This window comes from Streptacidiphilus pinicola, from assembly GCF_003258295.1.
Taxonomy (GTDB): Bacteria; Actinomycetota; Actinomycetes; order Streptomycetales; family Streptomycetaceae; genus Streptacidiphilus; species Streptacidiphilus pinicola.
The window spans coordinates 111,615-134,531 of the sequence record NZ_QKYN01000008.1; the positions used below are offsets into that span (position 1 = coordinate 111,615).

Consider the following 22,917-nt stretch of genomic DNA (forward strand, 5'->3'; position numbering starts at 1 on the left):
GGCATCCTGAGCAGCCAAGTCGCCCGGCAGCGACCGGGCGTACAGGCCGGCGGCCTGACCGGGCAGGTCGTCAGGCGACGGCCGGGAGGGCGAAGCGGCGTCCGTGGACCGACTCGGGCAGGATCCGGATCTCCACCGTGCCGGTCGCCGGGTCCTCGGCGCCGACCATCGCGCGGCCGAGCAGGGTGACGCACCAGCCCGTGCCGTCGGAGCGTCCGACGTCGTCCGCTTCGAAGGCGACGAGGGTCCCGCCGATGGCCTGGGCGAGCCCCGAGTCCGCGGGGGTCTGCAGCAGCACGTCGCCGCCCGCGGCCACGTGGAAACGGGAGGGCCAGACGGCGGGCATGGCGGCGACCGTGTAGATGACGCGACCGGTCCTGGCGAAGGCCAGAAGGTCCAGCGCGCTGCCGCGGTCGAGGTGCTCTGCTCGCAACGTCATGTCTTCGATCGTCGTCGCGCGCCCCGGGGCCGGGGAGGGGCCAACGGCCCGCACAGGCCCGCCGACCGGCCCAGAAATGCCCGTGCTGATCACCCAGAACCCGGAGCGACGTGCTCGAGCATCGCCATCCGGATCACCTGGATCGCGGCGTCGATCTCCTCGACACCGGTCCGGACGCGGTCCGCGGCGAGCGGGTCGTCGACGAGCGCCTGGACCTCGGCGAAGCTCATCCCCGCGGACAGGAGCCTGTTGACGGCCTCCGACATGCTCCGCCCCAGCCGCGAGGCCGCCTGCGCGGGCCCGGTCCCGAGCCCGGATGCGGGGGTTGACACGGTGCCCGCCCCATCGGCGTCGTGGCACGTCCCGTCGAGCAGCCGTCCGACAGCCGCGCCCACGAACCGGCTGTACAGGCGCAGGACCAGCAGGTCCCGCTCGGACGGCAGGCGCGGCCGTGGGGTGTGCGTCGAGAGCATGCCGACCATCCGGCCGGAGCCGTCGACCAGCGGCGTCGACTGGACCGCGCGCACGCCCGCGGCGCGGAAGGCGTCCCAGTGCGGTTCCAGGGCCGATTCGTCGCGGACGTCGGGGACGACCGCCTGGGTCCCCTCGCGGGCGGCCTGCCCGCAGACCGAGCTGCCGTCCTGGACGACCGCGAAGTGGTCGAGGAACCCCGGCCCGAAGCCGGACTGGGCCACCAGGACCAGTGCGCCGTGGCCGGGGTCGACGAGCTGGACACTCGCGAACCCGGTGTCCATGAACGTCATCGCGCTCTCGATGACCTGGGGGAGGAGTCCCGCCAGATCCGCGCACGCGGGCAGGGTCGAGACCGCTTCGTGCAGGCTCCGCGCGGCGGCGGGCTCCTCCAGGCTGAGAGTGATGTACGCGTCGAGTTCGCCACCGGCTCGTGCCGACGCCGCCGGCCTCGACGGCACCCGGGCACCGTCCCGGTAAGGGGCCGTCACCCGCTGCAACGGCTCCATGAGGTTCTGGGATCTGCTCATGAATACCAAGGCACCCACCATGACCTGCCGGGGCATCTGCGGCGCCTCAAGCGTACGTCCGCTCCCCTCGGGCTGCGACGAGGCACACGCGACGAGGAGCGGCATCGATCAGGGCCGTTCGGCCCTGGACACGCCGCGCGACATTGATCAACATCGAGGACATGCGCCCCTTTCGCGGCGCGATCCGCTCGATACGCGGGAGCCGAAGCCCGAAGCCGGTCAGACGGTGACGTCGGCCGGGTGCGAGGTGGGTGATGGGAGACGAACGGGCGCTACGAGCAAGGCCGCAGGACCCGGCACCGGCACCCCGGCGGAGACCGCGGACGGTGCCGCTCTCCACGGAGGAGGCCATGAGGCTGCTGGCCGGGGCGCCGTTCGGGCGGATCGTCTTCACCGAGCACGCGTTGCCCGCGATCCGGCTGGTCAACCACGCGCTGGTCGACGGAAGGATCATGATCCGCACCCACAGGGGCGCAGCCCTGACCGCCGCCGTGCCCGCGGGCCCGACAGCGGGCGCCGTGGTCGTCTACGAGGCCGACGACATCGACGCGGAGACCCGGTCCGGATGGAGCGTCACCGTGACGGGCTACGCCCGGCTGCTCGCCATGGAGCCGGAGGGCGACGCCGTGTGGGATCCGGCAGGTCAGGAACAGGTCCCGGAGCCGTGGTTCGACGCCGAGATGACCCACCTGGTGGTCATCCAGCCGGAGATCGTCGCCGGCGTGCGCCTGATCGCCGTCTCCTGAGCGCCGTTCGAGGTCCCCGTCGGGTACGAACGCGACCGGAGGGTCCGAGAGCATCGTGCCCAGCGACTGCGGGACCGTCACCGTGCGCTCGGGCGACGTTCCGTGATCACCCGCTCGGGTCGGCGGAGGGGCGCCACGCGGGAGGTGAGCCTACGGTCACGACAGAAGCCGTCTCCTGACCCGTCCGGTGCCCTGGTCGCCGTGAGGAGGTACCGATGCCCGCCCTCTCCGACCCGGCTCGCCGCGGCCCCACCGCCGGACCGGCCGCGCTGCTGCTGGCCGGGTGCCTGCTGACCGCCCTGGCGGCACACCACTCGTCGCGGGCCCACGGCGTGGTGCTGCTGGCTCACCTGCTCGCTGGAGGGCTCGGCCTGCTGCTGCCGCTGGCCGCCACGGCCTGGGTGCTCCGGCCGTCGCACCCCTCGCCCCGGCGGACCGAAGCGGCCACCCTGTGCGCGCTCGTGACGGTGGGAATCGCGATCGTGGAACTCTCCCTCCTCGCCTGGCTGGCCCTGGCCTCGGGCCTCGCGGCGACGGCCTGATCGCGGAGCGGTGGGTTCAGGCCGCCAGGACGTGATCCTTGGCGCTCTGGTACTCCTCCTCGGTGAGGTCGCCGTGCTTCCGCAGCTCCGCGAGCTGTGCCAGTTCGGCGGCCTGGGTCTTGGGTGCGGTGCCGCTTCCGGCCGCGGCCTCCTGGACGTAGGAGCGGAACTCCGCTTCGGCCTCCTCGGAGCGCTTCATCTCACGCCTGCCCATGCTCTTGCCGCGGGCGATCAAGTAGACGAACACGCCGAGGAACGGCAGCACCAGGACGAAGACCGACCAGCCGGCCTTGCCCCAGCCGCTCACGCTGTCGTCACGGAAGAGGTCCCCGAAGACCCGGAACAGCAGGAAGAACCACATGACCCACAGGAAGACCCACATCGTGGTGAAGAAGACATTGAGCAACGGGTAGTCCATCGCCCTCTCCTTGCTGGCTCGACAAACGGATGCTTCCTCCACTTCCGCACGGTGCGCTGTCGCGCGCACCACCCGTTGCGGGTGAATCCCGGTCACTCGGCCGACGACAGGGCCATTGGTCCCCGTCAATGACTCCCGGGCGGCCCTTCGAGAGCGCAGGGCGAACGACGAGACTCGGGGGGAACCCTCGCGGACACGTCCGCCCGACCCAGGCCGGTGAGCACCGTGCCCCACCCTTCCCCACCGCCGAACGCCGACCCGATCATGGCCGTCCGCTTCGCCGTGCCCGTGCTCCCGGCGGAGTCGGTCCACCGCCCCCGGCTGGTGGGCCGCCTGGCCGAGGGGGTGCGCGGTCCGTTGGTGCTGGTCACCGGGCCTGCCGGGGCGGGCAAGACCCTGCTGGCCGCGGACTGGTTCCGGACGGTGTGCGGAACGGGCCGTGCCGCCTGGCTCACCCTGGAGCAGTCCGACAACGAGCCGGGCCGGTTCTGGACCTACGTGCTGGAGGCGATGCGGTACCACGGTGTGCCACTGCCCGCGGACATCCAGGCTCCGTACGACCCCAGGGGGGCCGACCCGGCGCTCCTCGGCCGACTCGCCGCGCATCTGCACAGCCAGGATCAGCCCGTCGTCCTGGTGCTGGACGAGTTCGACCGGATCGCCCTGCCGCAGATCGCCGCGGAGCTGCACGAGCTCATCCGGCACGCCGGCGCGGGGCTGCGACTGGTCCTGGTGAGCCGGACCGATCCGTTGCTGCCCCTGTACCGCTACCGCCTCACCGGCGAGTTGACATGTGTCCGGGCCGCCGATCTCGCCTTCTCGGCCGAGGAGACGATCGAGCTCTTCACGACACACGGGCTCGCCGTCACGGAGGAGTCCATCCGCGCGCTCACCACGCGGCTGGACGGCTGGGCGGCCGGACTGCGACTCGCCGCCCTCGCGGCGCAGGAGGCGCCGGACCCCGAGGCGAGTGTGCGCGACTTCGAGACCGGCCAGGGCGCCGTCGCCGACTTCCTCACCAACGAGGTGCTCGCGGCGCAGCCCGCCGAGACCCAGGACCTGCTGCTGCGCACCTGCGTCCTGGACCAGATCCACCCCGACCTGGCGGACGCGCTCACCGGGCGACGTGACGGGGCCCGGATCCTCGACGACCTCGACCGCGCCAACGCGTTCCTCACCCCGCTCGGCCACTCCTGGTACCGGCAGCATCCCCTCTTCGCCGAGATCCTGCGCATCCGCCTGCATGTGCGGCAGCCGGACCTGGAACGGGTCGTGCACGTCCGCGCGGCGCGATGGCTCGGTGAACACGGGCAGCTCATGGCCGCACTCACGCACGCGGCCCAAGGCGAGGACTGGGAGTTCGCCGCGGTGCTGCTCGTGCGCAGTCTCGCCGTCTGGCGGCTGCTCGTGGGACGCGACGCCGAGCGGCTGGCCCACCTCTTCGCGGCCATGCCGCCGGAGACCCCGGGCCCCGCCCCCGCGCTGGCACGAGCGGTCCTGGAACTGGCCCGACACGACCCCGACCGGGCAGTCGCCCACCTGCGCGCGGCCGAGGCAACGCTCGGGCGGGACAGCGGCACCGGCGACGGCAACCGCGATCGCACCGGGGACGCCGCACTGCGCCTCACCGCCGCCTGCCTGCGGGCGCTCGCCGCCCGGCAGACCGGTTCTGTCGAGATGGCGGAGGCAGCCGTGGCCCAGGCGGCGCAGCTGCGCGCCCAACTGCCTCCGGAGCTCGTCGAGGCGCACCCGGAACTCTCCGCCCACCTGATGGACGACCTGGGCGCGGTCCTGCTCAAGGACGGCCGGTTCGCCGAGGCGGGGCGGGCTCTGGCCACAGCCGTCGAAACGCCCGACGCGCCGGACACGGCGCAACCCCGGCACGACTCCCTGTGCGGGCTGGGTCTCATCGAGCTCCTCGACGGACGGCTCACTCGAGCCCAGGAGCATGCGCGTGCAGCCATGGCCGAGGCGCGACGCTCAGCGCTTCCTCCCGGCGCGGGAACGGGGGCCGGGCAGCTGGTGCTGGCCGAGGTGGCCATCGACCGCGGCGAACTCGCCGCGGCGGACGCCGAACTGCGGTCCGCCGATGCCGCGGTGGGCGACAACTCGGACGCCGTGGTGACCCAGGAGCTGTCCGTCGCCCACTCCCTGCTGCTGCTCGCCGACGGTAAGCCGAAGGCGGCGCTGGACGCCCTGCAGGCGCCCGAGCCGGCCGTTCAGGCCGCCGCACCGTGGCTGGCGGACCGGGTCGCGGCCACCGCCGCCGCGGCTCATCTGGCCGCAGGCCACCCCGACGCGGCGCTCGACGCACTGCGCGACGCCGATCGCCTGGCGCCGGAGCCGGCCGTCGCCTCGGCACGGGCCCGGCTGGCGCTCGGCGAGCCGGAGAAGGCGTTGCACGACCTGGTCGAGCTCGACGCCCGTGACACCGACGGATCCGTGGTGGACGTGCAGGCCATGCTGACCCGCGCCCAGGCGGTCGACGCCCTCGGTGACCCGGCCACGGCCCGGCGGCTGGTGCGTGCGGCGCTGGACGCGGCCCACGCCGAACGGCTGTGGCTGCCGTTCCGCCTCGCCGCCCCGTGGCTGTGCCGGGTGCTCAACGGTGACCCCGGACTCACCCGGCCCCACCCGTGGCTGCCCCCCGATCTGCGCCCGGCCCCGGCGCCGGACCTGCCGCTGGGCGCCGGCACGGACGAGCTCCCGGCCGTGATCCCGCCGTTGAGCGAGCGCGAGCGCGAGGTGCTGGCGAGGGCGGCGGAGCTCATGTCCACCGAGGAGATCGCGACCGACCTCTTTCTCTCCGTCAACACGGTGAAGACGCATCTGAAGAGCATCAACCGCAAGCTCGCCGCGAGCCGCCGCGGCGAAGCCGTGCGGCGTGCGCGCCGGCTGAACCTCCTGTGAGGTCCTTCGCAACGATGGGTTCACTCAGGCAGCCGGCGCATCTCGGTGACCCGCAAGCCCAGCGCCTGGAAGCGGTTGAGCAGCCCGAAGAGATGCGCATCGTCGGTGACGTGGCCGAACAGGATGGTCTGGTTCGGAACGAAGACGCCGTCCAGTTCCGGGAAGGCCTCGCGCAGAGTCGTCTCCACCATCAGCCCTTCGACGCGGATCTCGTACCGCATGCGGCTCCCTCCGGTTCCCCGGACCGGCCAACTGCCCCCGGAACGGGTGTGTCTCCACCCTGCGGCAAGCCACTGCCGCCCGGGTCACCCATGGCGGGTGATCTCGGTCCACCGGCGCGGGGGTTACATCGGAACAGCGGGCCGGCGCGACCCGCTGGTGCGCAGCACAGCCGAAGGAGGAGATGTGACCACCAACTTCAACGAGATGGGACCGATCGACTACCTCGTGGTCGAGTTCCCCGGCAGCCGCATGACAGGCGAAGGCCTGCCCCTCCTCGTCGACCTGGTGGAACGAGGCATCATCCGGATCCTGGATCTGGCGTTCGTCCGCAAGGAGATCGACGGCACCGTGACGGCGCTCGAGATCGCCGACCTCAACGGCGACGGTGTCCTCGACCTCACCGTCTTCGAGGGAGCCTCCTCCGGCCTGGTGAGCCAGGACGACCTGCAGGAGGCCGCAGTGATCCTTTCCCCCGGCGACTCCGCAGGCATCCTGGTCTACGAGAACGTCTGGGCGGCTCCGTTCGCCGCCGCGCTGCGCCGGGGCGGCGGCAGGCTCGTCGCCGGCGGGCGGATCCCGGTGCAGGACATCCTGCAGACGCTCGACGAGCTGGACGCCGCCGCGTGACCCCCGGCCGTCGCACTGACCCAGAACGGAGAACATCATGCCTGGACTGATCCGGGGCGTCGCCCGTACCGCCGCCATCGCGGGCACGGCCACGGCTGTCTCCAACCGCGTGTCGCGCCGCCAGGCCGGCCGCTGGGCCGATCAGGAGGAGCGCCAGTACCAGATGGCCGCGGCCCAGCCCGCCTACCAGACGCCTCCGCCGCCCGCGCCCGGCACCGACATGGAGAGCAAGATCAACCAACTCAAGGAACTGGGCGCTCTCAAGGAGCAGGGGGTGCTGACGGAAGCCGAGTTCGAGGCCCAGAAGGCACGCATCCTCGCGCAGTGACCCGTTCGCGCCGCACGTGACGGACGGTGGCCGGGCCGGCCGGAGTGGCTGGAGCGCCCGCGCAGGGCGGGGACGGTCGTGGTTCAGCCGGTGTGGTCGTAGGCGTCCTGGACCGTCCGGTGGCTTCGTTGGACGTCTGCGCGATCCGCCGGTTCCGGGACGGAGGACTCGCAGGCGTTCAGGATCAGGTCCGCCTGTTCCATGAGGAGTTTCCGGCGTTCCGGGTCGTGGGTCTGGTGCATGACCTTGTCGAGTGCGTCGAGCTGGCGGATCATCACGGCCGGCATGCCGGACGAGGCTTGGCGGATCTTTTCGAAGGAGCGGCGGACGAGGCGGTCGTAGTCGGGCTGGTGGGCGATCACGCGGACGTAGCCGTGGCGGTCGCGGTGGACGTGCCGCGGCTGCCAGGTCGTGGTGATCCGGCACAGGCAGTCGCCCAACCAGTCGACGCAGGTCATGGCCGTGAAGGTGTCGTTGACGGCCGTCGACAGGGCGCGCAGTGCGATCTCGACGAGCTGGTCGATGCCGAAGGACACGTCCTGGGTGAGGGTGCGGTAGGGACCGGTGACATGGCCCCGGCGCAGGTCCGCGGTGACGTGCGCGGCGGCCTCCGGGGGCCACACGTACGCCAGCGGATGCCCCTGGACCAGGAAGTGGCCCGGCCGGTAAGGGATATGGATCACGGCGCGGGCGTCGCGGGCGATGCGGACCAGCCGGTCGTGGCGCAGGTACTGCAGGTAGCCGCTCGCGGACGTGGTGACCACGGCGCCGTCGGTCTGCATGCGCGACAGCAGCTCGCCCGGGGACAGGCCGCGCTCGCCGCTGTCCTGCGGCGTTTCGGTGTCGGGTGCGCTCTGGTCCTCGATGGCCTGGGCGAGATCGTGGGCGATCGCGGCGACGACTTGCGGGAGCTGGATCGAGCGCGCGATGTGGTTGATGAAGTAGATCAGCGTCGCCAGGTCGACCAGGGTGAGCGCGAGCGTCGTGGTGATGGACAGGTGCGGGACGAAGTCCCCGTGACGGCCGGGGCTGATCGCGACCAGGACCAGGACGGCGTAGAGGAACGTGGCGACGAAGGTACCGAGTGTGAGCTGGGTGCCCCGGTCGCGGATGAAGATGCGCAGCATCCTTGGCCCGAACTGGGTCGAGGCCAGCGTCAGGGCGACGATCGTGATGGAGAAGACCAGGCCGACGACGGTGATGATCGCCGCCGCGATGGTCGTCAGGACCTGTCGGGCCGCGTCGGCGCTGCCGCTGAGCACCCAGCTGGGCAACTGGAGGCTGCCGTTGTAGGCGGCGCGGTCGAGCGCGAGGGTGATCGAGCACAGGCCGGCGGCGGCCAGAGCCTCCAGCGCGGGGACCAGCCAGAGATTGGTGCGACGGCTCTCACGCCGCCAGTCGGCCGCTCGGGCCCTACGACGGCGGGAGGTGCGCGGCATCGGGGTCTCCGGCGAAGCTGGTCGGTGGCGCTTGGGGGCCTGTCGGCCCGCGGTCCCGTGCCGACCGGACTTCCTACGCGCCCTTCCCCCAGGGTATCCCTGCCCTTTCCCGCCATGCCCGTTGAGCTGGGCAAATCCGAGCTGATGTGGACCATCCGGCCGCTGTGCCGCTCCTGCATCCGGGGCGGGACCAGCTGGATCAGCTCGGCGGCGCCGAAGCCGCGGTTGGCAGGTGCGCCGTCCGCCCGGTGCGCCGCGCTCCGGGAGATGAAGCGCGGCGACTCCCGCGCCGGGGTAGCTTCGGTCTGTGGTGCATCTCTTCGACGCGACCCGGGGACGCGCGGTGGCGCTGCTCTCGCCGGGGCGGCACACGGTGCGGCTGCGCGTGCATCTGGCGTGCGCCGGTGCTGCGGTGGGGTGGGACGAGGCGCGGGCGCTGGTCGTCGCCGACGTGCTGTTGCGTGCGCTGGAGATGGAGGGGGTGCAGGTCTTCCCCGGGGTCGCCGTGCCCGACCTGCCGCCACCGGAGATCCAGCGGTTGGACCGGCTCGTGGCCGGCTACGGCGTGCGCGTGAGCGGGGCCGGTGACGATCCGCGTGCGGACGTCCATGTGCTGAGCCATTCGTGCGACGCTTCGGCGGGATCCGGCGTCGTGCTGCGGGTCGGCCGGACGGCCGCCCCCGCTTCTACACCGCCGCTGCCTCAGGAGCCCACGAACCACGATGCCGCGGCGCGGCGCAGGGCACTGCTCGCGACGCACTATCGCGAGCCGCTCACGGTGAGCGAGACCGGACTGCGGGACGCCGCGACCGCACTGGCCGGATGGCGCACCTCGGTGGCGGCCTGGTCGCGCTCCCCGTCCTCCCCCGTGCCGTCAGCGATCCGGGACCGGGCCCGAAGCCTGCTCGGCGCGGACCTGGACACCCAGGGCCTGTTGGGGCTGCTGGACGAGGTGGCGCACGATCCGGGCCTGCTGGACGGGACCCGGTTCGAGGTCTTCGTGTGGCTGGACCAGGTACTCGGTCTGGAGCTCAGCCGGGACCTCGGTCACGGCTGAAGCGTGCGCCGAATCCGGGACGGATCCCCGTGAACGCAAGACCTACACGTCCCCCCGCACGATGATCTTTCCGGTGTTCTCGCCACGCAGCATGCCCAGGAACGCGTCCACGATGTGCTCGAACCCGTCCACCACCGTCTCGTCCGGCGTCAGCCGGCCGCTCTGCAGGTGGGGGACCGCGAAGTCGTAGAGCTCGTCCTGCAGGTCGCGGTAGTGGCTGACCAGGAAGCCCTCCATGCGCAGGCTCTTCTCCACGATGTCCGAGTAGTTGAACTGCGGCGCGGGCGCGTCCGGGGTGTTGTAGCGGCTGACGGTGCCGATCCGGACGATGCGCCCGAACTCGCGCAGCGCGCCCACCGCGGCGGCCAGTTGCTCGCCGCCGACGTTGTCCACGAAGACGTCGATGCCGTTCGGTGCGGCCTTTTCGAGCAGGTCGGCGGCGGGACCCTCGTGGTAGTCGAACGCCGCGTCGTAACCCACCTCCCGGGTGAGGTGGTCGACTTTGGCCGCCGAGCCCGCGCTGCCCACGAGCCGTCCGGCTCCCAGCAGACGGGCGAACCGGCCGGTGGCCGTGCCGACGCCGCCGGCCGCGGCGGAGACGAAAAGGTCGTCGCCCTCGCGGAGCCGGGCAATGCGGGTGAGGCCCACGTAGGCGGTCAGCCCGGTGCCGCCGAGGATGCTGAGGAAGGCCGTCAGCGGGACGCCGTCGAAGCGGGGGAGTCGGCGGATCTCCTCGGGGCGGACCACGGAGTGCGTGCGCCAGCCCTGGCGGTGGAAGACGACATCGCCCTCGGTCAACTCCGGCGTCCGCGAGGCGACGACGCGTCCGAGGGTGCGGCCCTCCAGCGGGGTGTGGAGCGCGAAGCCGCCGGGCACGTCGTCCATCATCTCGCGGTGGTACGGGTCGACGGACCAGTAGAGGTTCTCCACGAGCGCGGTGCCGACCACGGGAGCGGGAAGCGCGGACTCGACGAAGGCGAAGTGCGCGGTGGTGGGGAAGCCGTGGGGGCGTGCGGTCTGCTGGACGGTGATCGCGTTCTCGGTCATGACGGCACCGTAGGAAGGGAGCGGGCTCCTCGCCAAGGGGAGAGTGTTCATGGGAGGTCCGATTCCATGAATACCTCTCATACCCCTGCACTGACCACGCGTTGATCGAAGACGCCGGGGCGGGTCCCGGACCGTCCCGGCGTCGCCTCTCGGACTTCTTGCGGACCGGGGGCGGGGTCCAGCGTCCGTCCGGTGCGCTACCTGATGACCGGGAGCACCGCGTCCTGGGTCCGGCCGGCCGCCGCCTCGATGAAGGCGGTCGGATCCGGGACGTCCGCGAGCATGTCCCGGGTGACGGCCAGCGCCGCTGCGGGCGGCGGCGGGCCGCCGACCGCGGCGATGAGGTCGAGGAGGTGGACCGTCGCCTCCATGATCGCGACGTCGCGCAGCGCCCCGAGGGTCACCAGCCCCGCGGGGTGGGCGACCGCGGTGGCGTCCGGGAAGCCTCCGAGCTGGGCCACCGTGGCCGGTCCCTCGGCGAATCGCTTGACCAACTCCTCCGGTGACGTGACGTCGGCGGAGTCACGGGCCTGCGCGGCCACCGCGTCCGCCGCGACGTGGGCCACACCGCCGGGCCGGTTGAAGATCCGCAGGATCTCGGCTCCGCTGGTGATCGCCGCGGGCTGTTCCACGATCGCTCCGCGCAGCCCGGCGAACAGCGCCGGGTCGGGCGCGACATGGGCGTACAAGGCCTGCACCGACCAGCCGGGCAGCCGGGTCGGCGTGTTCCACTCGGCCGGGGCGAACGCGGCCCCTCGCTGCGCCCAGGACTGCCACAGCTCCGTCAGCAGGTCGGCGCCTGCCGTGTTCTGATGTCCCATCATGACCTCCTCTCCTCCAGCCTACGAGAGCGCGGCGATCTCGCTCAGCACCAGGGCCGCCGGGGCCGGCTCGACCAGCCACTTCAGGTGGCTGCTGGTCAGGGTGCGGACGTCGTAGCGGTTCTCCGGCGTCAGCGCGTCGCCCTCGCGGATCATCCGGTCCTGCATGGCCGGCGGCACAGCCGGACGCTCAAGATGTCCTGGGGCGGCTGACCCGCGCGGTGGCCTCGCGTCAGAGGCTCCGCGCCGCCAAGCGGTCCGGGGCGGCGAGCCAGGCGGGCCAGGGGCCGGCGAGGACGAGGTCGGCGAGGCGCTGGTAGCCGCCCCGGCCCGGGTGGGCGCCGTCGCCGGCCAGCGCCTCGCCCGTCCAGACGGGGTCGGCGGCGAGGGCGGCCGTGGTGGGGACGAAGGGGACCTCGCGGGCCCGGCACAGGGCGGCCATCGCGTCGGCCACGGCCAGGGTGCGTCGCAGGTGGGCCTCGCCCGCGTCGGCGACCGGCGGCGGTCCCACCACGAACGCGGCGATGGCCCTGGACGCGCTCTGCTCCAGCAGCGTCGCCAGGTTGGCGACGCAACGGTCGGCGTCGACCCGCGGTGCGCCGTCCTCCTCGACCATGTCGTTGCTGCCGAAGGAGACGACCAGCCGGTTGTCCGCGCCGGGCAGGAAGCGCGCGTCGGCCTCGGTCCAGCAGCGGCGCAGGACGTCGTCGGAGGTGTTGCGCCGGATCCCGAGGTTGAACGCCGTGAACTCGGCGTCGGTGGCCTGGAGCACCCGGCCCACCCACCCTCGGTACTCCGGGTCGCCGAGCCCCTGCACGAACGAGTCCCCGATGAAGCACACGCGTTTGTCTCCGCTCATCCGGCCACCCTAGGGCCGGGGCCCCAGGGATTGCGACGGGTATTCGACTCGGGTTAGCGTGTCCATGCCGTCAGTTGGCTCTCCCGGAGGACTGACGGTGCACAAGGTGAGTGATGCCGCGGGCGGCGCATGCCCCGAAACCCCCCGTGTGGGGCCAGCGCCGCCGGCGTGCGCTGCCGTGCCCTCAACCGCCGCTCGTGACCGGCTGGTCCTGCTGGGGTGCCGGCTGTCGCGCGATGAAGTCCTTGTCGCGGATGAGTACGGCGGACAGCACGCCGCCGACCAGGGCGAGGATGCCGGTGATCACCAGCAACTCGTCGAGCGCGCCGGTGAAGCCGGACCGGATCGCCGTCTGGAGCACGGGGCGCAGCGACGGCGGGACCGCGTTGCCGCCCGCGCCGACCTGGCCCTGGCGGACGGCGGCGAGGATCTGCGCCGTGTGCGGGGCCAGCGGCGTCGTGGCGAGGCTCTGGGTGAGCCGGTCGTGCAGGGAGTTCGCGAAGATCGAGCCGAGCGCGGCGATGCTGGTGGCGAGGCCGATCTGACGGAACGTGGAGTTGATGCCGGAGGCCATACCCGCGCGTTCCGGCTCGACCACGCCGATGGCCGTGGAGGCCAGCGGCGGGTTGACGAAGCCCGCGCCGACGCCGGACACGATGAAGCCGGGGATCAGCGCCGTCCACGAGCTGTCCTTGTTCAGCCCCGCCATCATCAGCAGACCGACGCCCACGCCCAGCAGGCCCGGACCGATCAGCCAGCGGGCCGACACCCGCTCGCTCAGGCGTCCCGCCAGCGTGGCGGCGACCAGCATCGACCCGCTGGAGACCAGCAGCCGGGTGCCGGTGGCCAGCGCCGAGTAGCCCAGCACGTCCTGCAGGTAGAGGACCAGGTAGAGCAGCATCGCGAAGAGCGAGCCGTTCATGGCGAACGCCGCGCAGAGGCCGCCGACGAAGGTCGGCTTGCGGAACAGGCGCAGGTCGAACATCGGGTCGGCGACCAGGCTCTCGGTGACCAGGAAGCCCACCAGCAGGACACCGCCGGCGACCAGCGCCGTGATCGCGCCGGCGTCGCCCCAACCGGACTCCCCGGCCCGGATCAGGCCGTAGATCAGCCCGACCAGCCCGAGGGTCAGCAGCACGAAGCCCGCCAGGTCCAGCCGCCCGGGGTGCTGCGCCCGGGACTCCTCCACCCGCCAGCGGGTGACGACCACGGCCGCGATGCCGACGGGCACATTGACCAGGAAGATCCCGCGCCAGCTGATGCCCGTGGTGATCAGCCCGCCGAGAATCGGGCCCAGCGACACCGCCACGCCGGTGATCGCGCCCCAGACGCCGAAAGCGACGCCCCGGTCACGCCCACGGAAGCTGTTCCCGAGCAGCGCCAGCGAGGTCGCGAACATGATCGCGCCGCCGACACCCTGGCCCGCCCGGGAGAGGATCAGCATCATCGGCGACTGCGCCAGGCCGCAGAGCAGCGATCCGGCGGTGAAGACGGCCAGCCCGATCAGGAAGAGACGTCGCCGCCCGTACCGGTCGGCCAGCACCCCGGAGGTCAGCAGGAAGGAGGCCAGGGCCAGGGCGTAGGCGTCGACGACCCACTGCACGTCGCTGAAGCTCGCGTGCAGGGAGCGCTGGATGTCCGGGAGCGCGACCACCACGATGGTCACGTCGAGCAGCAGCATGAACGTGCCGACGCACACCGCGATCAGCGTCCACCACTTGGTCGCCACGCGCGCCACCTCCTCGGTGCCGAGCCGCCTGTGGCCCTTCCACGAGTGATGCTCCGTCTTCAAGCCTCACCCGCGGAAGGTCCGGTGTCGCGTCGGCGTGCGGCCGGGCGCGACCGCAGGGAGCGCGCTAGCGGTTGATCATCCGCTGGTAGGTCTCGCCGTAGCGGTCGCCCTGGGGCTGGATGGGGGCGGACCCGAGCTCGTGGAGGTCCTCGGGGGTCAGCTCGATCTCGGCGGCGGCGAGGTTCTCCGTCAGGCGGTGCGGCTTGGTGGTGCCGGGGATCGGGACGACCCACGGCTGCTGGGCCAGGACCCAGGCGAGTGCGATCTGGGCAGGCGTCGTCCCCTTGCGCCGCGCGACCGCGGTCAGCAGCTCGACGAAGGCCAGATTGGCCTTGCGGGCGTCGGCGTCCGCGAGGCGCGGGATGGAGTTGCGGAAGTCCCCGGCCGCGAACGCGGTGTCCGCGGACATGGCGCCGGTCAGGAAGCCCCGGCCGAGCGGGCTGTAGGACACCAGGCCGATGCCGAGCTCCGCCAGCACCGGCAGCACGGACTCCTCGGGCTCGCGCCACCACAGCGAGTACTCGCTCTGCAGCGCGGTGACCGGCAGGACGGCGTGGGCGCGCCGGATCGTCTCCACACCGGCCTCGGAGAGGCCGAAGTGCCGGACCTTGCCCTCCGCGACCAGCTCCTTGACGGTGCCGGCGACCTCCTCGATCGGCACGTCCGGGTCGACCCGGTGCTGGTAGAGCAGGTCGATGGTGTCGGTGCGCAGCCGCCTGAGCGAGTCCGCGACGGTCCTTCTGATCGTCGCCGGACGGCTGTCCAGGCCGCCGGTGCTGCCCTCACCGAGGTCGAAGCCGAACTTGGTCGCGATGACGACCCGCTCGCGGACCGGCTCCAGCGCCTCGCCCACGAGGTCCTCGTTGGTGAACGGGCCGTAGACCTGCGCGGTGTCGAAGAGCGTCACACCCTGCTCGACCGCCGAGCGGATCAGCGCGATCATCTCCTGCCGGTCGGCGGGCCGGCCGTAGGCGTGACTCATACCCATGCAGCCCAGCCCGAGCGCGGAGACCGCCAGGTCGCTGCCGAGGGTCCGCTTCTGCATCCGTGCCGCTCCTTGTCGCCGTGAACCGATCGCCGTGCAACGTCGCCTTGCATCGTTCGTGGACGTGCGCGATCCATCCTGGTCCCTGAGCGGGAGATGACAAAGCGTCAGCACACCTGCCGCGGCTACTGGTCCGTCCGGGTCTCCGGGCGCCCGGGCTCGGCCCAGTGCGTGTGGTAGCTGCCCGGGCGGTCGGTGCGGTGGTAGGTGTGCGCGCCGAAGAAGTCGCGCAGGCCCTGGATCAGCGCGGCGGGCAGATGCGCGCTGCGCAGCGTGTCGTAGAAGGCCAGGGAGGCGGAGAAGGCCGGCACCGGGATACCGCGGTGGGCCGCGACCGCCACGACCTCGCGCCAGGGCACCTGCGCGTCGGCGAGCTCCGCCGCGAACGTGTCCTCGGCGAGCAGGCTGGCCAGACCCGGATCGGCCGCGTGCGCGGCCCGGATCCGGTCCAGGAACGCCGCGCGGATGATGCAGCCGCCGCGCCAGATCCGGGCGACCGCGCCCAGGTCGATGTCCCAGCCGTACTCGGCCGCCCCGTCGCGGATCATCGTCCAGCCCTGGTCGTAGGCGATGACCTTCGACGCGTACAGGGCCTGCTCGACCTGCTCGGTGAAACGCTCGGCCTCGTGGCGGCGGAGCTCCTGGTCCGTGCCGCCCGGCAGCCCCCGGTAGGCCGCGCGCAGCTGGGCCCGGGAGGAGGCGACGCGGGCGAAGGTCGCCTGCGCGATCGCGGTGACCGGCGAGCCGAGGTCGAGGGCGGTCTGCACGGTCCAGCGGCCGGTGCCCTTCTGCTCCGCCGCGTCCTGGACGATGTCGACGAAGGGCTTGCCGGTGTCGGCGTCGGTGTGCGCGAGCACCTCGGCGGTGATCTCGATCAGGTAGGAGCTCAGCCGGCCCTTGTTCCAGCGCCGGAAGATCTCCGCGATCTCGGCCGGGGCGTATCCGCCGACCTCCCGCAGCAGTTGGTAGGCCTCGGCGATCAGCTGCATGTCGGCGTACTCGATGCCGTTGTGCACCATCTTGACGAAGTGACCGGCCCCGTCCGTGCCGATGTGGGTGCAGCACGGGTCGCCGTCGACGTGGGCGCTGATCTTCTCCAGCATCGGGCCGAGCACGGCGTAGGACTCCGCGGAGCCACCCGGCATGATCGAGGGGCCGTGCAGCGCGCCCTCCTCGCCGCCGGAGACCCCGGAGCCGACGAAGTGGATCCCGAGCTCGCGCAGGCCCTGCTCGCGGCGGCGGGTGTCCAGGAAGTGCGCGTTCCCGCCGTCGATGATCATGTCGCCCGCCTCCAGCAGCGGCGCGAACTCCCCGATCACCTCGTCGGTGGGCCCGCCGGCCTTCACCATGATCAGCAGCCTTCGCGGGCGCTCCAGCGCGGCCACGAAGTCCTGCAGCGACTCCGCCGGGACGAACGCGCCCTCGTGGCCGAACTCCTCGACCAGGGCCCGGGTGCGGGCCGGCGTGCGGTTGTGCACCGCCACCGTGTAGCCGTTCCGGGCGAAGTTCCGGGCCAGGTTGCGGCCCATCACCGCGAGCCCCGTCACGCCGATCTGCGCCGATGCCGCCATGGTCACCGCATCCCTTCCGTCGCGGACCGTTCCAGACTCTCCCGGGGCCGCGTCGGGTTGCAGCGCAGGTTAGCCCGTTCGGACCGTCGGCCCTGCGTTCGCCCCGGGGCGCCCGAGCAGCGACTCTGGAGTTCTCAGGTCCTGACGTCGGGGCTGCCGAGAGGCACCGGCCAGGCAGGGCCGGCACGGAAGGCGGCGACCGAGGATGGCAGCCGAGACAGCGGATCGCACGGACGACGGGACGGGGACCGGTGGGGCTGCCGGGCCGCGTCGTGGCCTGGTGCTGGGCGGGGGCGGCAGCCTGGGCGCGGCCTGGACCGTCGGCGCGCTGTGCGCGCTGCAGGACGCCTGTGGCTGGGACCCGCGCCGCGCCGACGTCGTCATGGGCACCTCCGCGGGTGCCATCGTCGGCGCGCTGCTCGCGCTCGGCGCCGCCCCGGCGGACCTGCTCGACCACCAGCGGGGCGGCGAGCCGCCGGACGGGCCGATGGCCGGGGTCCGGCTCGACTACGACACCTGGGTGGGCGGCGCGCTGCCGCGCCTTCCGCGTCCCGGGGTCGGCTCGCTCAAGCTGTTCCGCGATCTCGCCGGCCACCCGCACCGGATGCCGCTCCCGACCGTGCTCGCGGCCGCCGCGCCCCCCGGCCGGGGCAGCCTCGGCGGAGTGCGCGCCCTGTTCGAGCAGCTGCAGCTGGAAGACCGCTGGCCGGACCCTCCCAAGCTCAGGGTGGTCTCGGTCGAGCTCGACACCGGCACCCGCGTCCGCTTCGGCACCAGCGACGCGCCGGCCACCGATCTCGCGTCGGCGGTCACCGCCTCCTGCGCGCTGCCGGCCTGGTTCGAGCCGGTGCGGATCGACGGGCGGCGTTTCGTCGACGGCTGCGCCTGGTCCGACACCAATCTCGACCTGCTCGCGGGGGAGCCCGTGGACGAGGTCTTCGTGCTCGCGCCCACCTGCGCGCGGGAGACCGACCATCCGCGCAGCGTCCCGGCCCGGGTGGAACGCCATCTGCGCCGGACGTCCACCCTCCGCCTGCTGCGCGAGGCCCGGCTGGTCCGGGAGACGGGCGCCCAGGTGCACGTGCTGGTACCCGGGCCCGAGGACCTGGCCGCGATGGGCGCGAACCTGATGGCGCCGCAGAAGCGGTTGACCGTGCTGGAGACCTCCCTGCGCACCACCGCGGCCGCCCTGGCCGAGACCGGTCCCGGCGGGCTGTGAAGCCTTCCGGATGCGGAGCCGGTAGGAGCGGAGAAGGCTGGAGAAGGGCTCGGCGTGAGCCGCTCCCGTGGACCCGGAACCGTACCGCCAGGAGGCAGCCGTCATGAGCATCGCACGCGAGATCATGCACGCCGGTGCGACCTGCGTGCAGGAGGACGAGACGCTGGACGTCGCCGCGCGGCTGATGCGCGAGCTCGATGTCGGCGCGCTGCCGATCTGCGGCGCCGACAAGCGGCTGCACGGCATCATCACGGACCGCGACATCGTGCTGAAGTGCATCGCCGAGGGCGGGGACCCCACGACCACGACCGCCGCGCAGCTGGCCCAGGGCAAGCCGGTCACCGTGCACGCCGACGCGGACCAGAGCGAGGTCGTCCGGATCATGGAGGAGCACCGGATCCGCCGCGTGCCGGTGGTGGAGGCCCACCGGCTGATCGGCATGATCAGCGAGGCCGACCTCGCCCGGCATCTCCACCAGCACGAGATCGCCGACTTCGTCGAGGCCATCTGCGCCCGCGGCTGACCGGCGCGTGCCGACCGAGGGGTGCTGACGGGGCGTCCGGGATCCGGTGGTGCGGGTGGGGCATACGTAGGGGGTGTCCGGCATCCCGAGCGCGCTGAGCCGAGCCCGTCGTGACCCCGTCGTCGTGCAGACGCTGCGGGCCACGGTCGCGGCGACGCTCTCCTACGCCGTCGCGGAGCGGCTGAGCAGCCAGCCCGCCCCGCTCACCGCGCCGTTGACCACGCTGCTGGTCGTCCAGGTCACCCTCTACTCGACGCTGACCACCAGCGCCAGACGGGTGGTCTCCGTCGTCGCCGGGGTCGTCCTCGCCATCGGGTTCAGCTCGGTCGTCGGACTCTCCTGGTGGAGCCTCGGGCTGATCATCCTCGCCTCGCTGACGCTGGGCCAGTTCATCCGGGTGGGTGAATTCGTCCAGGAGGTCGCGATCAGCGCGATGCTCGTGCTGGGCGTCACCCAGCTCGCCTCCCAGGCCTGGGACCGGGTGCTGGAGACGCTGGTCGGAGCGGGGGTGGGGCTGGCCTTCAACCTGCTGTTCGCGCCGCCCGTCTGGGTCGAGAGCGCGGGGGAGTCCATCGAGGACCTCGCGCGCCGGGTCCGGCAGCTGCTGCTGCGCTTCGGGGAGGAGCTCGACGGCCCGATCCCGGTGGCCCGCGCGGCCGAGCGGCTCCACGAGGCGCGGCAACTGGACCAGTACATCGCCGAGGTCGACGCGGCGCTGCGGCAGGCCGAGGACAGCCTGCGCTTCAACCCGCGCATCAGCGAGCCGCTGCTCTCCCGCGTGGTGCTGCGAACCGGGCTGGACACGTTGGAGATCTGCGTCGTCGTCGTACGCGTGATCGCCCGCTCGCTCACCGACCTCGCCCGACGGCGCAGCCTCGACGAGGCGCTGTTCGAACCCGAGATCGCCGCCGGCCTGCGCGACGTGCTCGGCCACCTCGGCGGCGCACTGGTCAGCTTCGGCGTGCTGGTCACCACCCAGGTCAGCCGCGACGCCGAGGGCGCGGAGGAACGTCTCGCCGCCGAACTGCGCGCCGCCTGGGCCAGCCGCGACCACGTGGCCGAGCTGCTGCTGCGCCAGGTGCAGCAGCACCCCCTGGCCTGGCAGCTGCACGGCGCGCTGCTGGCCGAGATCGACCGGATCCTCGACGAGCTCGATCTCGAACACCGGACCAGCCGCCTGATGGAGGAGCTGGACCGGGGCCGCACCCTGCGGCGCCGGCAGGGGAGCGCCCGCGCGATGCTGCGCCGGCTCGCCCGCGGCGAGCCCTTCCGCTCCTCGCGATGAGGGCCAAAACGATGCAGGATCGATGCGACAGGACGCCGCGGCGCGCGCTGGTGAGACTGCGGCCAGGAACGAGTGCGGGGAGGACGTCATGTCCGGCCATGCTGTCCCGCAGCCCCCGGGCGCCCGCCGCGCCGAGGACTGGCCCGCGGAGGGCGGGACCGGGCTGCCGACCGGGGAGGTCGCGCGCAGGCTCGGGGTGTCGCCGGTGACGCTGCGCTCCTGGGAGCGCCGATACGGGATCGGACCGGAGCGCCGCGCGGAAGGACGGCACCGCCGCTGGACCGAGGCGGACATCGCCCGGCTGGAGGCGATGTGCCGGCTCACCGCCCGTGGACTCCCGCCCGGCGAGGCCGCGCGCGCCGTGGCGGCGGGCCGTCCCTTCGGGGCGCTCCTCCCGGCGGCGCCCGGCACCGGGCAGGAGACCGGGCCCGGAAGCGACGCGGCGGCGCGTCGACGTCACGCGCGCGGGCTGATCCGCGCGGCCGACCGGCTCGACGCCCCGACCGTGGCCGAGCTGCTGGCGAGCGCGCTGGACCGCTGGGGTGTCGAGAGCGCCTGGACGGACGTGATCGCGCCCACGCTGCGGGCCACCGGCCGCCGTTGGGCCGCCCTGGGGGAGACCTACGTCGAGGTGGAGCACCTGCTGTCCTGGCACGTCTCGGCCGAGCTGCGCCATCGCGCCGCGGCCCTGCCGGGAGCCGGGCCGGTGGCGCTGCTGGCGGCGACGCCCGGCGAGGAGCACACTCTCGCTCTCGACGCGGTCGCGGCCGCGCTGGCCGAGCGGGGCGTGGCGTTCCGGATGCTCGGCGCGGCGGTGCCGCCGCTCGCGCTCGCGCAGAGCTGCCGCCGGCTGGGTCCCGCCGCCGTGCTGCTCTGGTCGCAGTCGCGCGACACCGCCGCGCCGCGGCTCGCCACCGACCTGCTGGAGCTGCTCGTCGGCGTCCCGGGCGCGCGCCACAGCCCGGCGCTGCTCCTCGGCGGTCCCGGCTGGCGCTTCGCGGGCACGCCCGGGGGAGCAACCGCCCCGCCCAGCCTGCGCGCCGCGGTGGAGCACATCGCCGCGGCGCGCGGCCTTCTCCCGGAGCCGCCCTGAGGCTCGCCGACGTGGCGTCAGGTGGTGCCGACGCCGTCGCTGTAGCCGGTCATGTAGAAGGTGCCGAAGCCGTTCTGCACCGGATCGCCGGTGTTGTTGATGCAGTGCAGGATCCCGCCGCCGCCGGGCCCGTTCAGACACACCGTCATCAGGTCGGTGAAGACGACGCCGGGAGCGTCGGGCACCTCGTAGGCCCGGTCGGTGTCGATGCCGGCGCCCAGGTCGAAGAAGCAGTAGCTGCCCAGCCCCCAGGCCCTGTGGTCGGTGACCGTGTCGGCCACCTTGTAGGCCGCGTAGCCACGGGTGCCGCCGTGCGTCCAGGCGGACTGCGTCGGGACGTCGTAGGGGTGCTCGTTCTGGAAGAAGTAGGTGCGGCCGTGCTCGCCCTGCCAGAGCACCTCGTACTTCTGGTAGTGCTCGACGGCCAGGCCGTAGGCGGTGACCCGGTCGCCGTTGACGAGGAAGCCGGTGTCGGCGGGGTTGACCGACCAGCCGACCGAGCCGTCGTTGCCGTGGTCGGCGCGCCAGAGCCAGAGGTTGTCGCAGATCACGTCGTTGCTGTCGATCCGCACGCTGACGGCGGCACCGCCCGGCACCGCCCCGCCGATGCGGGCGTAGACGTCGAACAGCGCCGTCGGGTCGGCGGCGTGGCGTACCCGGCTGCGCCCGTGGCCGACCTGGAGCAGCACCGGCGAGCCGCTGGAGGCCGCCTCCAGCAGGACGCCGGCGACCGAGACGCCGCCCACGTCGTCCACCTCGACCAGCGCGTTGCCGTGCGTCGCCTGCAGCGTGGCCAGACCGAGGCCGAGGACCACGGTGCCGGGGCGCCGCACCCGGAGGGGCGCCGACAACGGGTACACGCCCGGGGTGAGCAGCAGGTGCCGGCCCTGCGCGAGGGCCCGGTTGATGGTCTCGGCGCTCTCGCCCGGGCGGGCGACGTGGAAGCGGGACAGCGGGACGGAGTGGCCGGCCGCCCGTCCCGAGGTCCAGGTCGGTCCGGCCGAGCCGGCGCGCAGAGCGGGCACGAAGACCTGGTACGAGCCGTCGGGGCCGGTGGTCAGGAACGGCTTCTCGCGCACCGTCGGGGTGCGGTCGACCACGGTCCAGGCGGGGTTGGGGAAGTGCTGGGCCGGGGCGCCCTGGGTGCCGACGAAGACCATGTTCCAGTTGGAGCCGGTCCAGCTGCCGAAGCTGTCGTTGCGGGAGAGCCACTGCTGCTGCGAGCCGGAGTCGACCTGGCCGTCGACCACGCTGTCCGCGAGGAAGCCACCGCTGGACCAGCGGTTGCCGGGCGGGCTGGGCCACAGCGTCATGTCGCCCTTGACGTGCGTCCGGCGCATCGGGCCCGCCTGGGCGACGGCCCAGCGCTCCAGGCCGTCCGGCGGGACGATGCACAGGTTCTCCGCGGCCCGCCAGAAGTTCTGCGTGCCGTTCCCGCCCAACCACTGGGCGTCCACCGTGACGTGACCGTTGATCACGACGTCGTCCGGCGAGGCGCCGAGCCCGAGCACGTGGGTGTAGAAGCCGACGTTGATGTCGACGGTGTAGGTCCCGGGCAGGAAGGCCAGCGCGTAGCGCTCGGCGCCGAACTGGTTGGACTGCTGGGTCCGGAAGACGGCGTCGACCTGGGCCTGGATCGCCGCGTCGCCCATGGAGGGGTCGAAGAGCAGCACGTTGGGGCCGAGATCGGGAGCAACGTCGTGGCCGCCGGACGCGGCGGTGGCCGACGCGGCGGGCAGTGCCCCCGCCAGCGGCAGCGCGGCGGCCAGGGCGAGCGAACGACTGAGGACGGTACGGCGGTTCGGGGCGGCGGGCATGGCTCTCCCAGAGGTGGCGGGTGAGGTGGCACCTTGCGGTCGGAGCTCAGAGAGCGCTCTCGCGTGGGAGTGAAGCACTGTCAGCGACCTTGCGTCAATGGAATGGAGGCAAGCCG

General features: G+C 72.9%; 22 protein-coding genes and 1 pseudogene. 10 read left to right on the forward strand and 13 right to left on the reverse strand.

Annotation, left to right across the window (positions count from 1 at the left end):
- Positions 1–70: 70 nt before the first annotated feature.
- Positions 71–439, reverse strand: a complete 369-nt coding sequence (locus tag DN069_RS01960) for a pyridoxamine 5'-phosphate oxidase family protein (RefSeq protein ID WP_111498927.1) — start codon at positions 437–439, stop codon at positions 71–73.
- 89 nt (positions 440–528) lie between these two features.
- Positions 529–1,440: a GAF domain-containing protein gene (locus tag DN069_RS01965; protein ID WP_165845337.1), complete on the reverse strand. Its 912-nt coding sequence runs from the start codon at positions 1,438–1,440 to the stop codon at positions 529–531.
- 326 nt (positions 1,441–1,766) lie between these two features.
- Here DN069_RS01965 and DN069_RS01970 point away from each other — a divergent pair, with 326 nt between their 5' ends.
- Together DN069_RS01970 and DN069_RS01975 are read left to right on the forward strand one after the other, a co-directional pair.
- A complete protein-coding gene (locus tag DN069_RS01970; RefSeq protein ID WP_243638840.1) occupies positions 1,767–2,186 on the forward strand; it encodes a pyridoxamine 5'-phosphate oxidase family protein in 420 nt (139 codons plus the stop codon).
- Positions 2,187–2,401: 215 nt separating this feature from the next.
- Positions 2,402–2,728 carry a hypothetical protein gene (locus DN069_RS01975; protein WP_111498929.1) on the forward strand — a complete coding sequence of 109 codons (327 nt, stop codon included), beginning with the start codon at positions 2,402–2,404 and terminating at the stop codon, positions 2,726–2,728.
- A gap of 16 nt (positions 2,729–2,744) precedes the next feature.
- Here the strand turns inward: DN069_RS01975 and DN069_RS01980 are convergent, their stop codons facing one another.
- Positions 2,745–3,146, reverse strand: a complete 402-nt coding sequence (locus tag DN069_RS01980; protein ID WP_111498930.1) for an SHOCT domain-containing protein — start codon at positions 3,144–3,146, stop codon at positions 2,745–2,747.
- Between the two features lie 225 nt (positions 3,147–3,371).
- Between DN069_RS01980 and DN069_RS01985 the strand changes: the two genes are divergently transcribed.
- Positions 3,372–6,056, forward strand: coding sequence for a winged helix-turn-helix domain-containing protein (locus DN069_RS01985; RefSeq protein WP_243638841.1), 2,685 nt, complete (start codon positions 3,372–3,374; stop codon positions 6,054–6,056).
- Positions 6,057–6,076: 20 nt separating this feature from the next.
- On the opposite strand, the gene DN069_RS01990 is transcribed toward DN069_RS01985, so the two are convergent.
- Positions 6,077–6,277, reverse strand: coding sequence for a hypothetical protein (locus tag DN069_RS01990; protein ID WP_111498931.1), 201 nt, complete (start codon positions 6,275–6,277; stop codon positions 6,077–6,079).
- Positions 6,278–6,482: 205 nt separating this feature from the next.
- Here DN069_RS01990 and DN069_RS01995 point away from each other — a divergent pair, with 205 nt between their 5' ends.
- Positions 6,483–6,905, forward strand: coding sequence for a DUF6325 family protein (locus DN069_RS01995; protein ID WP_111499033.1), 423 nt, complete (start codon positions 6,483–6,485; stop codon positions 6,903–6,905).
- Positions 6,906–6,942: 37 nt separating this feature from the next.
- Positions 6,943–7,233 carry an SHOCT domain-containing protein gene (locus DN069_RS02000; RefSeq protein WP_111498932.1) on the forward strand — a complete coding sequence of 97 codons (291 nt, stop codon included), beginning with the start codon at positions 6,943–6,945 and terminating at the stop codon, positions 7,231–7,233.
- 83 nt (positions 7,234–7,316) lie between these two features.
- Here the strand turns inward: DN069_RS02000 and DN069_RS02005 are convergent, their stop codons facing one another.
- The gene (locus DN069_RS02005; RefSeq protein ID WP_111498933.1) at positions 7,317–8,672 is read right to left on the reverse strand and encodes a DUF2254 domain-containing protein; all 1,356 of its coding nucleotides are present in this window, start codon (positions 8,670–8,672) and stop codon (positions 7,317–7,319) included.
- A 307-nt stretch (positions 8,673–8,979) separates the two neighbouring features.
- On the opposite strand from DN069_RS02005, the gene DN069_RS02010 reads away from it, so the two are divergent.
- Positions 8,980–9,729, forward strand: a complete 750-nt coding sequence (locus DN069_RS02010; protein WP_111498934.1) for a hypothetical protein — start codon at positions 8,980–8,982, stop codon at positions 9,727–9,729.
- 42 nt (positions 9,730–9,771) lie between these two features.
- Here the strand turns inward: DN069_RS02010 and DN069_RS02015 are convergent, their stop codons facing one another.
- From DN069_RS02015 to gndA, 7 genes and pseudogenes are all read right to left on the reverse strand, one after another.
- Positions 9,772–10,776 (reverse strand): NADP-dependent oxidoreductase, encoded by a 1,005-nt coding sequence (locus tag DN069_RS02015; RefSeq protein WP_111498935.1) that lies wholly within the window; start codon positions 10,774–10,776, stop codon positions 9,772–9,774.
- Between the two features lie 197 nt (positions 10,777–10,973).
- The gene (locus DN069_RS02020) at positions 10,974–11,600 is read right to left on the reverse strand and encodes a maleylpyruvate isomerase family mycothiol-dependent enzyme (RefSeq protein ID WP_111498936.1); all 627 of its coding nucleotides are present in this window, start codon (positions 11,598–11,600) and stop codon (positions 10,974–10,976) included.
- An 18-nt stretch (positions 11,601–11,618) separates the two neighbouring features.
- A pseudogene (locus DN069_RS02025) lies at positions 11,619–11,780 on the reverse strand (alpha/beta hydrolase); the annotation flags it as partial.
- 49 nt (positions 11,781–11,829) lie between these two features.
- Positions 11,830–12,456 carry a GDSL-type esterase/lipase family protein gene (locus tag DN069_RS02030; protein ID WP_111498937.1) on the reverse strand — a complete coding sequence of 209 codons (627 nt, stop codon included), beginning with the start codon at positions 12,454–12,456 and terminating at the stop codon, positions 11,830–11,832.
- A gap of 184 nt (positions 12,457–12,640) precedes the next feature.
- A complete protein-coding gene (locus tag DN069_RS02035) occupies positions 12,641–14,185 on the reverse strand; it encodes an MFS transporter (RefSeq protein ID WP_111499035.1) in 1,545 nt (514 codons plus the stop codon).
- Between the two features lie 127 nt (positions 14,186–14,312).
- Positions 14,313–15,293, reverse strand: a complete 981-nt coding sequence (locus DN069_RS02040) for an aldo/keto reductase (protein ID WP_111498938.1) — start codon at positions 15,291–15,293, stop codon at positions 14,313–14,315.
- A 125-nt stretch (positions 15,294–15,418) separates the two neighbouring features.
- Positions 15,419–16,864, reverse strand: coding sequence for an NADP-dependent phosphogluconate dehydrogenase (gene gndA, locus DN069_RS02045; RefSeq protein ID WP_111499037.1), 1,446 nt, complete (start codon positions 16,862–16,864; stop codon positions 15,419–15,421).
- Between the two features lie 205 nt (positions 16,865–17,069).
- Between gndA and DN069_RS02050 the strand changes: the two genes are divergently transcribed.
- From DN069_RS02050 to DN069_RS02065, 4 genes are all read left to right on the forward strand, one after another.
- Positions 17,070–18,083, forward strand: coding sequence for a patatin-like phospholipase family protein (locus DN069_RS02050; protein ID WP_111498939.1), 1,014 nt, complete (start codon positions 17,070–17,072; stop codon positions 18,081–18,083).
- 103 nt (positions 18,084–18,186) lie between these two features.
- On the forward strand, positions 18,187–18,606 hold the full coding sequence (locus DN069_RS02055; RefSeq protein ID WP_111499038.1) for a CBS domain-containing protein: 420 nt from the start codon (positions 18,187–18,189) through the stop codon (positions 18,604–18,606).
- A 73-nt stretch (positions 18,607–18,679) separates the two neighbouring features.
- Entirely contained in the window at positions 18,680–19,891 is a 1,212-nt protein-coding gene (locus tag DN069_RS02060) for an FUSC family protein (protein WP_111498940.1), read from the forward strand.
- 88 nt (positions 19,892–19,979) lie between these two features.
- The gene (locus DN069_RS02065; protein ID WP_111498941.1) at positions 19,980–20,984 is read left to right on the forward strand and encodes a MerR family transcriptional regulator; all 1,005 of its coding nucleotides are present in this window, start codon (positions 19,980–19,982) and stop codon (positions 20,982–20,984) included.
- A 17-nt stretch (positions 20,985–21,001) separates the two neighbouring features.
- Here DN069_RS02065 and DN069_RS02070 read toward each other — a convergent pair whose 3' ends face one another.
- On the reverse strand, positions 21,002–22,801 hold the full coding sequence (locus DN069_RS02070; protein ID WP_165845338.1) for an adenylyl cyclase: 1,800 nt from the start codon (positions 22,799–22,801) through the stop codon (positions 21,002–21,004).
- Positions 22,802–22,917: the final 116 nt, after the last annotated feature.